General features: G+C 61.6%; 8 protein-coding genes and 1 tRNA gene. 8 read left to right on the plus strand and 1 reads right to left on the minus strand.

Annotated features, from left to right (window positions below; genetic code table 11):
• Positions 1-25 precede the first annotated feature (25 nt).
• From AC1AV0_RS08885 to AC1AV0_RS08920, 8 genes are all read left to right on the plus strand, one after another.
• The gene (locus tag AC1AV0_RS08885; RefSeq protein WP_476573159.1) at positions 26-1021 is read left to right on the plus strand and encodes a DNA-directed RNA polymerase subunit alpha; all 996 of its coding nucleotides are present in this window, start codon (positions 26-28) and stop codon (positions 1019-1021) included.
• Between the two features lie 95 nt (positions 1022-1116).
• Positions 1117-1647, plus strand: coding sequence for a 50S ribosomal protein L17 (gene rplQ, locus AC1AV0_RS08890; protein ID WP_476573161.1), 531 nt, complete (start codon positions 1117-1119; stop codon positions 1645-1647).
• 87 nt (positions 1648-1734) lie between these two features.
• Positions 1735-2646 carry a tRNA pseudouridine synthase A gene (locus AC1AV0_RS08895; RefSeq protein WP_476573163.1) on the plus strand — a complete coding sequence of 304 codons (912 nt, stop codon included), beginning with the start codon at positions 1735-1737 and terminating at the stop codon, positions 2644-2646.
• A 166-nt stretch (positions 2647-2812) separates the two neighbouring features.
• Positions 2813-4999, plus strand: a complete 2187-nt coding sequence (locus AC1AV0_RS08900; RefSeq protein ID WP_476573165.1) for a circularly permuted type 2 ATP-grasp protein — start codon at positions 2813-2815, stop codon at positions 4997-4999.
• Between the two features lie 204 nt (positions 5000-5203).
• Positions 5204-6004, plus strand: coding sequence for a transglutaminase-like domain-containing protein (locus AC1AV0_RS08905; protein WP_476573168.1), 801 nt, complete (start codon positions 5204-5206; stop codon positions 6002-6004).
• Between the two features lie 155 nt (positions 6005-6159).
• Positions 6160-6248 (plus strand) — tRNA-Ser (locus tag AC1AV0_RS08910).
• A 683-nt stretch (positions 6249-6931) separates the two neighbouring features.
• A complete protein-coding gene (locus AC1AV0_RS08915; RefSeq protein ID WP_169171460.1) occupies positions 6932-7087 on the plus strand; it encodes a hypothetical protein in 156 nt (51 codons plus the stop codon).
• A gap of 470 nt (positions 7088-7557) precedes the next feature.
• Positions 7558-13992, plus strand: coding sequence for a YDG domain-containing protein (locus AC1AV0_RS08920; protein WP_476573170.1), 6435 nt, complete (start codon positions 7558-7560; stop codon positions 13990-13992).
• Between the two features lie 154 nt (positions 13993-14146).
• Here the strand turns inward: AC1AV0_RS08920 and AC1AV0_RS08925 are convergent, their stop codons facing one another.
• Positions 14147-14845 (minus strand): hypothetical protein, encoded by a 699-nt coding sequence (locus tag AC1AV0_RS08925; protein ID WP_476573324.1) that lies wholly within the window; start codon positions 14843-14845, stop codon positions 14147-14149.
• Between the last annotated feature and the right edge of the window lie 191 nt (positions 14846-15036).

Genomic DNA, 15036 nt, shown 5'->3' on the forward strand with positions numbered 1-15036 from the left:
GACCAAAAGCTGAAAGGATAACACAGTGCTTATTGCACAGCGTCCGACACTGACCGAGGAGTCCCTGAACCCGCAGCGTTCGCGTTTCATCATCGAGCCGCTCGAGCCTGGCTTCGGCTACACGCTCGGCAACTCGCTTCGTCGTACGCTCCTGAGCTCCATTCCGGGTGCCGCGGTGACCTCTGTGCGCGTTTCCGGCGCACTGCACGAGTTCACCACGCTGCCTGGCGTGCAGGAGGATGTGACCGAGATTCTGCTCAACATCAAGGGCATCGTGCTCACCAGCGAATACGATGAGCCGGTGGTCATGTATCTGCGCAAGAGCGGCAAGGGCGAGGCCACCGCGGGGGATATCACCCCTCCGGCCGGCGTGACCATCGCCAATCCCGATCTGCACATCGCCACCCTCGCCGAGGACGGCGAACTCGAGATCGAGTTCACCGTCGAACGCGGCCGTGGCTATGTGCCGGCTCAGATGAACAAGCAGGACAGCGATGAGATCGGCCGCATCCCGGTCGACTCCATCTACTCCCCGGTGCTCAAGGTGAGCTACAAGGTCGAGGCCACCCGTGTGGAACAGCGCACGGACTTCGACAAGCTCATTCTGGACGTGGAGACCAAGCCCGCCATCTCCCCGCGTGACGCGGTGGCTTCCGCCGGTTCGACCCTGGTGGAGCTCTTCGGCCTGTGCCGCGAGCTCAACATCCAGGCCGAAGGCGTCGAGGTCGGTCCGGCTCCCGTGGCCGAAGAGACCAACCCCGAGATGGCCGTGCCGATCGAGGACCTCAACCTCACCCAGCGCAGCTACAACTGCCTCAAGCGTGAGGGCATCCACACCATCGGCGAGCTCGTCTCCCACACCGAGCAGGACCTGCTCGACATCCGCAATTTCGGTATGAAGTCCATCGATGAGGTCAAGGACAAGCTGCAGACCCTGGGTCTGTCGCTGAAGACCTCGCCGATTGCCTTCGACACCACCAACCTCGAAGGCGGCACCTTCTTCTCCCCGGAAGACGAGTGAGAACAGCCGCTTTTGCATAACCGTTCGGACGATGGGTCGCGGACGCTCGGGCATATGCCCACCTGCGACCCTGCCGAACAATAAGGAGAAAACCCATGCCTACACCCAAGAAGGGCCCGCGCCTGGCGTCCAGCCCCGCGCATGAGCGCCTCATGCTGGCGAACATGGCCACCAGCCTGTTCCAGAACGGCCGCATCGTCACCACGCTGCCGAAGGCCAAGCGCCTTCGTCCGCTGGCCGAGCGCCTGATCACCTTCGCCAAGCGCGGTGATCTGCACTCCCGCCGTCGCGTGATGCGCGTCATCCGCAACAAGTCCGTGGTGCACATTCTGTTCACCCAGATCGCCGAGCAGATGGAGCAGCGTGAAGGCGGCTACACCCGCATCGTGAAGATCGCCCCGCGCGTCGGCGACAACGCCCCCGCCGCGATCATCGAGCTCGTCACCGAGCCCGTGAGCCCGAAGAAGGCCGTGGTCAAGGAAGCCGAAGCCGCCGTCAAGGTCGCCGAGGAAGCCCCGGTCGAGGTCGAGGAGACCAAGGTCGAAGCCGTTGAGGCTGCTGAGACCGAGGCCGTTGAGGCCGCCGAGGTGGAGAACACCGAGGCTGAGGCTGAGAAGGCCGAGTGAACTAGCTTCACAACGCGTTGACAAGGGTCGGAAATCCGCACAGGGTTTCCGACCCTTGTCGCTTTCCTGCGGCGGTATGGCCGTAGTATGGAAGCCATGACACGACTTCGCATTGATTTGGCGTACGACGGCGGCGGATTCTACGGTTGGGCGACGCAGCCGACGCTGCGCACCGTTCAGGGCACCATCGAGGCGGCGTTGCACACCGTGCTGCGTGTGCCGCAAGACGATCCCGACCAGCGGCTGCGGCTGACCGTGGCGGGCCGCACCGATACCGGCGTGCACGCCAGCCATCAGGTATGCCATATCGACCTCGACGAGGCGCTGCTGGACCGAGCGGTCGGCCATATGAACGTCTCCGGCATCGAGGCCTTGCATCGCAGGCTCTCGCGCATGCTGCCCGACGACATCACCCTCCATCGAATCAGCCGCGCCCCCGAAGGCTTCGACGCACGGTTCTCCGCGCTGGAACGCACCTACGTCTACCGCATCGCCGACCGGGGGAGTGAGGTCGACCCCAGATTGCGCGGCTTTGTACTGCATATCGACGACCGGCTCGATCTGGACGCCATGAATGCGGCCGCGGCGATGACCATCGGTCTGCATGATTTCGGATCCTTCGCCACGCCGAACCCGGGCGGCACCACCATCCGCGAGGTGAAATACGCGCGGTGGGAGCGCGTGCCCAGCCGCCCCCTGATCGACGCCACCGGACTGGCCTACGAAACCCCCGCCGTGGAATCCGGCCTGATGTGCCTCACCATCGTGGCCGATGCCTTCGCGCGCAATATGGTGCGCTCCCTGGTCAACGGCTGCGTGCAGGTTGGGCTCGGCAAACGCGACCTCGACTGGTTCGCCGGCAAAATGGCCGTGCCACTGCGCGAGGGATCCACCGGTCCCATCGCCCCGCAAGGGCTCACGCTGGAACATATCGCCTATCCGGCAGACGACCAGCTCGCCGCCCGCGCCGAAGCCATCCGCGCCGTGCGCACACTGTAACGGACCCATTCTGGGATACGCGAGCTATTTTCGCGCCCGTAACACAATCGCACGCTGGCGGAAACCGCGCCGCTCTAGTCTGAACGGCATGCCCGGCATCGCGCGTCTCAAAACGAGGGAGTGGCGTCGGGCCGATCCACAGGCATCCACCCAGGGAGCGGAGACGATGATTGAACGTGCGGCGCGTACACTCGCGAACGAGCTGATCAACCGACGCGAGGACATCAACCGGGAGCTCAGTCGCAACGGCGTGCGGTTCGGCGTGACCAGCGACGGGGAATACCACGATCGGCTGTTTCCCTACGACCCGATCCCGCGCATCATCGAATCCGACGAATACGACCAACTGGAAGCTGGGCTGAAGCAGCGCGTCAACGCGCTGAACGCCTACCTTGCCGACGTCTACTCCGACAAGCGCATCATCCACGACGGCGTGATTCCCGAGGAATTCGTCTACACGTCCGCCGGCTATTTTCCGCAGGTCAACGGCGTGACACCGCCGGGCGGGGTGTTCGCGCATATTGCGGGCGAGGATCTGGTGCAGGGCGAGGACGGCCGCTGGTGGGTGCTGGAGGACAATCTGCGCATTCCCTCCGGCGCCAGCTATCCGCTGTTCGCGCGCGATATCGAACGGCGCATCAATCCCAAACTGTTCCGCGAAGTGCGCGTGCGCGACAACCGCGATTATCCGAGGCTGCTGCGCAAAGCCATGGATTTCGTCTCCACCGAAGGCATCGCCGTGGTGCTCACGCCCGGCCGATACAACTCCGCCTTCTTCGAACACGCCTATCTGGCGGAGAAAACCGGCGCGACGCTCGCCTTCCCCGAAGACCTCGAAGTGATGAACAACCAGCTGTTCTTCCTTGACTACGCAGGTAACAGACATCGCGTGGGCGTGGTCTACCGCAGGCTTTCCGACGAATACCTCGACCCCTTCGCCTTCAACCCCGATTCGGTGATCGGCGTGCCCGGGCTGCTTTCCGCCTACCGTGCCGGCAATGTGGCGATCGTCAACGCGCCGGGCAACGGCGCGGCCGACGACAAGGCGATCTACTATTTCGTGCCGCAGATGATTCGCTACTACCTCGGCGAGGAGCCGTTGCTCAACAACGCGCCCACCTATATGCCGATGTTCGAGGCCGACCGCGCCGTGGTGCTCGACAGGCTCGGCGAGCTGGTGATCAAGGACGTGGCCGAGGCGGGCGGCTACGGCGTGGTGTTCGGACGTGACCTCGACCGCGCGGCCCGCGCCGAACTGGCCGAACGCATCGCCGCCGAGCCGCGCCGCTTCATCGCCCAGGAGGTGATCCAATTCAAGGATCTCGACGTGGTCGATCCGCTCACCGGCAAGGAGACCCCGCGCAAAGCCGATCTGCGCGCGTTCGTCGTCACCGGGCAGCACACGCACGTATGGTATTCGGGACTCACCCGCTACTCCTCGGTGCCGGGGCAGATGATCGTCAACTCATCGCAGGGCGGCGGATTCAAAGACACGTGGGTGCTCGCGCCCGACGACCCCAGCCACAAGCCCATCCGACGCGACGAGCATATCGAATCGGTGAACCTGGTGCCGCATTCGCGCTCGCACGCGCTGGCTTTGGTCACCGCCTCGAAAGCCGACAACCTGTTCTGGCTGGGGCGGTACACCGAACGCGCGTTCACCACGCTGGTCCAGTTCCTGCCCTTCTACGACCGTGTGATGGACACGGATGTGGACGCGTTCCGCCCCTTCGCGCGGGCTCTCGACCTGCCGCAGGATTTCGAGGACTTCGACGCGTTCATCCACAGCTTCCTGTACGACGGCGACCACCCCGATTCGGTGCGCAGCGCCATCGTCGCCGCGTTCAACAACGCGGTGATCCTGCGGCCGGAGCTCAGCTCGCGCCTGCTGCAATACATCGAACTGGCGGTGACGAACATCACCGACGCGGCCAGCCGCTTCGCCAACGCGGACGACATCTACAAGCAGCGCGACATCGCCGACAATATGCTTGCCTTCTGGGGCGGCGTCGAGAACTCCACGGTCGATCCCAGCCTCAAAGCGTTCATCTTCATCGGCAAATATGTCGAACGCATCGACCTATACACGCGGCTGAACCTGCCGGCCAGCGAGATGACGGCCCCCTTACGCAAACTGGAAACCTACTCGCGCACCCTGGACGGTATGCCGCTGCCGCAATGCTTCGCGGACGGCGTGCGTTGGCTGCTCGCCCAGCTTCCCGAACGCGGCTACCCCGAGCTGGTGGAGCGGCTGGGGATGTTCCTTGACGATTTCGGCGGGCGCTCCATCACCCCCGAAGCCAAGGAAATGGGGCGGATCAACGCCATGAATATGGACGGAGACCGGCCCTGAGCTGGGCTGGGTTGAGACTGGTGGGTCGAGCGCGCTTGGTTCGGACGGGCTTGACTCGGCCGGGTTTGGTTCGGCAGGGCTGGACTCGGCCGGGTTCGGTTCGTCAGGGCTGGACGGTAGGTAAGACGGTTCCGACCGGCGCGCCGGCGAAGCTGGTAATGTGGACGGGACGTTTCGCGCATCCTTTGAGGAGTTCGATATTCCATGAAGAAACTGGTGTTTGACTACGAGATGAGGCTCAGCTTCAGCTCCGCGGTCACCGACCACCGTTTCCAATTGCGTTGCGTTCCCGCGACGGGTCCACGCCAGCAGATCGTGGACGTGCGAATCGCGATGGAACCCGATGTGGAGTTGGAGACCACCGTCGATTCGTTCGGTTCGGTGGTCAACACGGGGTATATTCCGCAGGAGCACACGGTGTTCAACTACCGGGTGACGGGCATCGCCTTTGTGGACAACGCCCATATCAAGCCGGAGATCGACAAGCCGCTGTACCGTTTCGATTCCGCGCTGACCATTCCCGGCCCCGCCGTTACGGAACTGATCGAGGTGTGCCGTGGGCGCGTGGAGGCGCTGCCTCCCGACGCGACGCCGATTGAGCGTGCCCGCGAGGTGATGGATGAGGTGTACCGCGCCTTCGTCTACACGCCTGGTGCCACCACCATCCGCACCACGGCAGAGGAGGCGTTCGCGCAGCGCAAAGGCGTCTGCCAGGACTACGCCCACGTCATGCTCGCCGTCTGCCGCCATCTGGGATTGGGCGCGCGCTATATCGCCGGACTGCTCGGCGGCGAGGGGGCCACCCACGCATGGGTCGAGGTCTACCACGACCGGCGTTGGATCGGGCTCGACCCCACGCACAACCGTATGGTCGACGACAACTACATCACCATCGCCCACGGGCGCGATTACCGCGACTGCATGCTCGACATCGGCATATTCTCCGGCAACGACGTGCGCCAGACCCAGTGGGTGAACGCCTCCGTCCACGAACAGGAGCTGTGAGATTCGCGGGCTGACGCTTGCAAAAACTGTTCGGTTGGTGCCCAGCCTGGCGAACACCGGATCGATGGATGCCGTTTAACGAACGGATTTACGGCACGCCGGTTGCGAGCCGGGAAAAATGTGGCATAATGGACAAGTTGCTTTGCGCAATATATGGATGAGTGTCCGAGCGGTCTAAGGAGCACGCCTCGAAAGCGTGTGAGGGCGAACCCCTCCGCGAGTTCGAATCTCGCCTCATCCGCCACCAAGGGTTTTGGGCTTTGCCCAAAGCCCTTTTTCGTTTTTGCACCGATTTAGCCATAGGGGTGTGGCATCGACGAGGCTAGAGGGTTATAGACCAAATTGTGTCTGGTGGTTCCTGCTATTCGGCGGCGTCAAGGTATCGGGTGTCTAAGTTCCATATCTAACGGGCGGTCGCAATCATTTCTTGGGCGGTTGATTTGGTTCTCGGGCGGTTCCAATACCCTCGGGCGGTTCCATCATCTCTTGGGCGGTTCCAATACCGCCCGGGCGGTTACCGGATTGGGAATTCCTTGTTGCCAGATCATTCAGGGAAATCAAGAATGGCGGAATTTCAACGGTTTTGTCTCTTGTTGCGAATAGGCAGCAAGGAATACGCATAAACGTCAACCGCCCGAGGAGTATTGGAACCGCCCGAGTGAATGGCGTGACCGCCCGAAGGATTTTGGCCTATAACCCAACTTTTGGCCTGTGAGCATAATCCATGCCCGGAATCATCCTCCGCCGTACAGGTCGCGCGTCGGTCTTGGCGTTGCTATGCTGGTGCGCGATGCCGTCACATGCGGCATCCCCGTTGATATGACGGGCCGTTTACCGGCGTGAGCCGATAAGCAAAAGGCCCGGCACTACCAATACCGGGCCTTCGCGTGATTGTCGGCTTACGCCCTCAATCACAAAGGTTACGAGATGAATCATATCACGATGCACGGAAGCCTGACCGTGAACGGGCGCAGTGTGATCGTCCATGTGGGCGATGGCGAGGCGTTCGCCACGGTTGACGGGACGCGTTTCAATGTGCGTGGACTGTGGCAGCTCTACCAGCTGCTGAGGCTGCTCGTGTAGCGTTCACTAAAAGGGCGCGGCATCTCTCACAGGTGCCGTGCCCCGTAACCTGAAAATCGACACGGGACCACACCGCCAGTGCGCCCGCTGAACTAGCAATTGAATCAATTGAGAACCGTGTGATACCGCAATAAAACGTTTTTAGAACGGCAAAATGAGCGGTGAGCATGTTTGTTCATATGGTAGAAAAGCCAGTATTTTCAATACTTAAGTGTGTTTTATTGCGGAATCTCGCCTCATCCGCCACCAAGGGTTTTGCAACGACTTAGCTGCAGCCTCCGAGCTGCCAGACCTCGCACCTCGCCTCTGCCAACCAGAGAAAGGGGGTGATGGAAAGAGGGGAGTGTTTGCCTGATTTTATACATATTCTTTCTCTCAACACGCCGTCGGTCCTTGCTCGGGGGGGGGCTTGTTAGGTTGAGTCAATTATGCCGTACGTCGTTGTGCGTGCAAGAAAGAGCAGAGGTTTGATGATGCTGGAAGAGTTGCGAAAGTCCGCTGAGAAGATCGCGTTGTTCGCGGTATTGATGTTGCTTGCCGCGGTCGCCGCGGCGTTCGGTCTGGGTATGTTCCCGGCTCAGGCCCAGGCGCAGGAGCCGAGTGTGACGGTGGGCGCGTTCACGTTGTCCACCACTGACGTAAGTGGTCTGGTCAAGAACACTGATTACCGGCACGCAGGCACCACACTGACCATCACTACAGAGAAGCCCGTGACGGTGAGCATGTCCGACGCGGCGACGGAGACAATCGAATACACGGATGCCAATGGCGATCCCCAGTCAGTCTCCAACGGCACCACGACGGACAATATCGTCGTGAATCCAGGCAGCGGCAACACCGCCCATGTGACCTTCGACGGCGTGGTAATCGACCGAAGCGGCGATGGGAATCCGCCCGCCGTGCAGGTGTCTTCGGGTTCGATGAATCTCATACTTGAGGGGTCAAGCGTACTGAAAAGCGGGCGAAACCGTGCCGGTCTGGAAAACAACACGCAGCCTCTGACTATTTCCGGAGAGGGCGCGCTTGTCGCGATAGGTGGTTTTCATGGTGCCGGTATCGGCGCTGCCGAATGGGCCGATTGTTCGAATATCACCATCCAGGGTGGTGTGGTCACCGCGATAGGTGGTGGGGACGCTGCCGGTATCGGCACCGGATATGGATGGTTCCGCGTCTCGAATATAGAGATTGCCGGGGGCGTGGTCACCGCGGTGGGCGGCGTCAATGCCGCGGGCATCGGCGGCGCGAAGCTATGTTCCGACGTGGAGGTTCGGATCACCGGAGGTCGAATCACCGCTCGGGGAGAGGAACGGGCCATCGGTGTTGGTAGTGATGTGTCCGATGGGGACTCCGCCATTATTTCCATCAGCGGCGGCGAGTTTGCAGACGGTAATGCCGATACGAATCAGGTATATGGCGTGACGCCGATTGCGGGGTATGTGGTCAAGGCGAACGACGGCGAATCGGCCGACCAGCATCCCGTGCGGGTGGTGGGCAAGGCCGGTGATTTCTATGTGTCGGGTGGTCGGCGTGATTCTGACTACAAGTACGAGAGCGGCACGTTGACCATTTTGTCGGATAAGGCGTTGACGGTGAGCATGTCGCCTCAAGCGCAGGCCGACATCTCATACGAGGATGCTGAAGGTAATCCCCAAACCGTCAAGGGCACCACAGTGGACCGTATCGTCGTGGACGCGTCGGGCAAGGCCGCGAACGTGACCTTCGACGGCGTGGCGATCGACCAAAGCGAATCTTCCTGGTCGGCTGCCGTGCTGGTGTCTTCGGGTTCGTTGGACCTCACGCTTGAGGGCGTGAACGTGCTTAAGAGCGGTGAGTATCGTGCTGGTTTGCAGAACGACGAGTATCCGTTGTCCGTCTCTGGTGAGGGTTTCCTCAGCGCGACGGGTGGCCGCGGTGGTGCCGGCATTGGTGGTGGATACTATGGTTCGGGTCCGAATATCACGGTTTCTGGTGGTACGGTCGTCGCGTCGGGTGGCCGCGGGTCTGCTGGTATTGGTGGTGGATACTATGGTTCGGGTTCGGATATCACGATTTCCGGTGGTGCGGTCATTGCGGTGGGCAACGGCTGGGGTGCTGGTATTGGTGGTGGAGGTGGGGGCCATGGGGAGACCAGTGTCAAGATTTCGGGTGGTGTGGTTTCCGCGTCGGGCAGCGAGTGGGCCGCTGGTATTGGCGGCGGAGGGCATGACACCGGATCGGCCAGCGTCGAGATTTCGGGTGGTGTGGTTTCCGCGTCGGGCGGTGAGCAAGCCGCTGGTATTGGCGGTGGATACACTGCTAGGAGTGAGGTTCGCATCACGATTTCGGGTGGTCGGATTACCGCCGATGCCCGGGATGGCGGTGCCGGTATTGGCGGTGGTGCCAGCGCTCAGAGCACGAGCGATACCAGTGTTACGATTTCGGGTGGTTGGATTGCTGCCGATGGTCATGATGGCGGTGCCGACATAGGCGACGGTACCGATAGACTGGGTGATCCGGCTGTGGTTTCCATCACGGGCGGTCTCTTCGGGGATAAGACGGCGGATGCCGTGAGCAACCAGCAAGTGTATGGCGTCGATGTGGCCGAGTCGTATGCGGTCGCGGCGAATACGGATGAACAGACCGTCAGCGAGTATCCCTATCAAGTGGTGGGTAAGGCCGGTGATTTCTATGTGTCGGGCGGCCAACATGATTCCGACTACACGTATAAGGACAACGTGCTGACCATCACGTCGGAAGCGGAGCTGGCGGTGAGTATGTCGCCTCAGGCGAAGGCGAAGATCGACTACACGGATGACAAAGGCACCTCCAAGTCAGTGGACAAGGGCACCACGGCGGACCGCATCGTTGTGGACGCGGGCGAAGACAACACCGCCCATGTGACCTTCGACGGCGTGGCGATCGACCAAAACGACAACAATCATTCGGCGGCTGTGCTGGTGTCTTCGGGCTCATTGGATCTCACGCTTAAGAACGTGAACGTGCTCAAGAGCGGGAATCGTAGCGCCGGTTTGCAGAGCGACGGGCAATTATTGTCCATCTCCGGAGAAGATGACGGTTTCCTCAGCGCGACGGGTGGTTGGTTTGGTGCCGGTATTGGTGGTGGATACGAGGCTTACGCTGCGGTCAGTGTTGAGATTTCAGGTGGCACGGTCGTCGCGACAGGTGGCGCTAGCGCCACCAGCGGTGCTGCCGGTATTGGCGGTGGATACAAGGCTTACGCTCCGATCAGTGTCAAGATTTCGGGAGGTACGGTCGTCGCGACGGGCAAAAATGGGGGCGCTGGTATTGGCGGCGGAAACAGTGTTGTTACTGGTATTGGAGGCTATTCCGCTCCGGTCAGTGTCGAGATTTCGGGTGATGCGGTCATCACCGCGACGGGCGGCTGGGACGGTGCCGGTATTGGCGGCGGACACTCTGCCCAGGGTTCGGTCGCTGTTGTGATTGAAAAAGGTACGGTCACTGCGAACGGTGGCAAGTATGCTGCCGGTATTGGCGGCGGCGGTGGTGGCACTGCTTCCGCTCCGGTCAGCGTCGAGATTGCGGATGGTACGGTCGTTGCGACGGGCGGCTCCAATGCTGCTGGTGTTGGCGGCGGAGACACAGCCTCGAGTTCGACACATGTCAAGATTTCCGGTGGTAAGGTCGACGCGAACGGCGACGACGGGGCTGCTGGTGTTGGTGGCGGCAACGAAGCTAAGGGTTCGGTCGACGTTGAGATTTCAGGTGGTGAAATCACTGCGAACGGCGGCAAGTATGCTGCTGGTGTTGGCGGCGGCGACGAAGCTGAAGATTTGGTCGCTGTTGTGATTAATAGGGGTGAGGTCACTGCTAATGGTGGTGCAGGGGCTGCTGGTGTTGGCAGCGGAACTTATGCTGCTGCGGTCAGTGTTGAGGTTTCGGGTGGTATGGTCATTGCGAATGGCGGCACCAACGCTGCTGGTGTTGGTAGCGGATTCCAGGCTGGTTCGGTCGATGTTGAGATTTCCGGTGGTGAGGTCACTGCGAATGGCGACAGGTATGGTGCCGGTATTGGCGGTGGTAACAGAGCTAAGGGTTCGGTCGATGTTGAGATTTCCGGTGGTGAGGTCATTGCGAATGGCGGCATCTCTGCTGCCGGTATTGGCGGCGGAGGGAAGGCTTCCGCTCAGGTCGATGTCGTGATTTCCGATGGTGTGGTCACCGCGACGGGCGGCTGTATTGAGAGTGAGAAAAATACCGGTGGTGGTGCCGGTATTGGCGGCGGCAGCGATGCCAACGGTTTGATTAAGGTTGGAATTTCGGGTGGTCGAATCACGGCTGCGGTGAGGGACGCTAGCGTTGCTTTCATAGGCGACGGTGCCGCGAGTCAGTCCAGCGTCGAGGCTGATGTGTCCATCACGGGTGGTTTCTTCGCGGATGAGACGAAGAATGCTGTAAAGGATCAGCTGGTGTATGACCGGGAGCCTGATCGCGGTTATCTGGTGTATGCGAACGATGATGCTGATGAGGCGTTGCGTTCGGCGTATCCGTTGGCGGTGGGTCGTGATCCGGAGTTGAAGTTCAATTCCGATATGTCGTCGAAGACGTACGATGGTTCGCAGGTGTCTTCTGATGTGGCCTCTGTGTCGGGTGCTTCCGGGACTGCTGGAGTGGCGGTGTCGTTCCAATATCGTCTGGCCGATGCCACTGGCGAGGACGCGTGGAAGAACGACCTGCCGACCGATGCGGGTTCGTATGAGGTGAAGGCGTCGACCGGCACTGTGGTCTCCTGCAAAGATGATGTTTGTGTGCAGTGGGCGGCTGTGACGAAGACCGGGAAGTCGTTCACCATCGATCAGAGGCCGTTGACGTATCAGGGCGTGAGTGTGTCCGGCAAGGAGTACGACGGCACCGATGTCGCTTCGGCATCGGTCGAGTCGGCCACGCTCGATAACGTGTTGGCCTCTGATAAGGGCAAGGTGTTCTTGGAAGTCGAGTCCGCGTCATTCGAGAACGCTTCAGCGGGCGAGAACAGGCCCGTGATGGTCGTGTTGAAGCTCACGGGCGACAGGTCCGCCAATTACACGTTGGATTCGGCTGCCACCTTCTCTTCCGCGGCAGCGATCACGCAGCGTGATTTGACCGTGAAGGCCAAGGACATCGAGGTGGTGTACGGGGCGGATCCCGTGTACTCGGTCGAGGTGGTGTCCGGTTGGGTCAACGGTGAGGGTGATTCGTTGTCCGGCGTGTTGCTCGCCGCGTTGGCTTATGACTGTGATTACGTGAAAGGCTCGCCAGTCACGGAGGATGGCTACACGGTCATGCCAAGGTGGGAGACGGATGCTCCTGAGGATCTGTCGAACTATACGGTGTCATTCGAGTCGGGCACGCTGACGGTGGTGCGGGCCAAGGGCTCGCTGACCCTGTCTCCCGATACCGGCCAGTCCGCGGTCTATGGCGATGCTGGCTTCAAGCTGGTTGCCGAGTCGAACAGCGATGGCGTGGTGTCGTTCGCATCGGATGATGAGTCGGTGGCGACGGTGGATGCGGACGGCAACGTGTTGATCGTGGGTGCGGGCGAGGCGACGATCACCGCCATGTTGGCCGAGACTGTGAACTATACGGGTGCGCAGGAGTCGATTGTGTTGACGGTGTCCAAGAGCGGCGACGCGTTCCGATTGGATACGGCCGCCATCTCCAAGACATACGGTGACGAGGAATTCGCGCTCGCGCCGTTCGCGTCCATCGGCGCGGGGGCTATCACTTATTCGAGTTCCGATGAGGCCGTGGCCACCATCGACGGGTCCGGCAAGGTGTCGATTGTGGGCGCGGGCGAGGCTACCTTGACCGTGAGCTCCGAGGAGAGCGACGATTTCGAGGCGAAGCGTGTGGAGATCTCGTTGACCGTGGCGCCGCGTCCCGTGGTCGTGGAGTGGGCGTCCCCGTCTCCCGGTGATGACGTGTCCGCGGTTTCTTCCGTGTTCGTGTTCGCGTACGACGGCGCGGCGCATGCTCCCGTGGCGTCCGTGTCGAATCTGGTGGGCGATGACGAGTGCGCTCTGACGGTTTCGGGCGCGCAAGCGAACGTTGGCTCCCATGCTGCCACGGTGACCGGCGTGGCTAACGCGAACTACACGTTGGAGGGTGGATCGAACCTGAGCCAGGGCTTCTCGATCACGCCCGCCGTGTTCTCTTATACGGTCGAGGACCAGACTCTGAAGGCGGGTTCGATCGTCGCTGACCTGACCGCGCCTGACTCGGGTGTGGGCGTGACGCTGCCGGATGGTTCGGTCGAGTCGGTGCCGGGCGCGCTCGCTTGGTATGCGGACGCCGAACATGCGACCCTGTTGGATGCCTCCCATGCGTTGCGTTCCTCGGATGGTTCTCCGATTTCGTTGTGGTGGACGTTCACCCCGGATTCCGGCAACTACACGGGCACGGCGTCCGGTGTGGTGTCGGTTTCGGTTGAGCCTGTGTCGGCGGAGTCTGGCGTGGTCGTGAATCCGGACGGCACGGTGACGCTGCCCGACGATAAGGGCGTGGTCACGCCAGGCGGTGACAAGCCGGCCGTGGTGAATCCGGACGGCTCGATCACCCTGCCCAAGGGCGGAACGTTCACGCCGTCCACCGATTTGACCGGCGGTGAGACCGGCGTGGAGGTCAAGGTTCCCGAGATGAGCACCATCCATCCGAACGGCACCGTGACCGACAAGGACGGTTCCACCGTGTGGGCTCCTGTCATCGATGATCCAGACGATTCCGATAATCCGGACGATTCGGACGGTGATTCCAAGAACCCAGGCGACGACGGTTCGAACGACAAGAAGTCGGACGAGCGGTCGGAGGAACTGTCCAAGAGCGGCGTTGACGTGGCCATGCCTTTCATGGCCGTGATGGTCCTGGCCGTCCTTGGTCTGGCTGGAGCTGTTCTGCGGCGTAGGTTCTGAGATCCTTCGACTACGGCTTCGCCTCCGCTCAGGATGACGCAGCTGGAGAGGTAGCGCTCACTCCGCTCAGGATGACGGTGGACGATAATTCCTCGTCATGCTGAGCGGAGCGTAGCGGAGTCGAAACATCTCCAGAATGACGCAGCGAGAGGCGTTATTCGAAAAGGGCGAAGTCGCTGGTGGGGTAGCCGAGTTGGAAGGCCTGATAGGCGTGCTGGGCCACCAGATACGCCAGTATGGCCGCGCTTTCGGCGTCCGTGCCCGACCAGGCTGTGACTTCGGCTCGCGCGCAATCCATTTCGACCGCGGCGACCATCGGGACCTTCAGGCCGGTGACGGCATCCGTCACGGTGCCGGAATCCCCGATCAGCGTATCGACCGCATACACCTTCTGCCGAGGATCGTCGTCGGAACCTGGCATCACGCCAGCCAACGACACCAGCTGCTGCGCCGTGGTCTTATGGTTGTCGCTGGTGGTGAGATCCGCATTCGATACGCCCCGCGCGGCAAGCACCTCCATGGCGAATCCCGCGCGATCCTCCGCCTGCGCCATGGCGAGCAGCGTTTGTGAATCCACATCCAGAGACTCCACGCCGTCAAGACGGGCGGGCTGCGCCTGCTGCGAATCGTCCTGCCCCAGCTTCGCAGCCAGAGACGCTTGCGACAGTTCGGCGCGTGCGCTGAACACCGCGCCTTCGCCGAAACGTTCCGAGCATTGCGCGGCCACGTCAAGCCAGTCGGAGGGGAGAGAAAGCGAGGCGATATAACGCGCCAGCAGAGGCTCTCCGCCGTCACCATCCACCATCGAGGCGTGCGATTGCGCGTTCACATAGGCGCTTTCGCACGCGCTCATCTCCTGCTCCGCTTCGGCGCGGCCCGCAAGACGTGGGGCGTCGCATGCGGCGAGCGATGCCGTCAATCCCACGGCCGCCAGCAGCGCGACGGCACGCGTGGCCCAAGGCGCGTAAAGGGGATGGGCATGCGGGAACCGGTGACGTGTCTGCATACGAAACTACACTAGTAGTCGACTGTGACCGCATGGGC

This window comes from Bifidobacterium sp. LH_558, assembly GCF_056356295.1.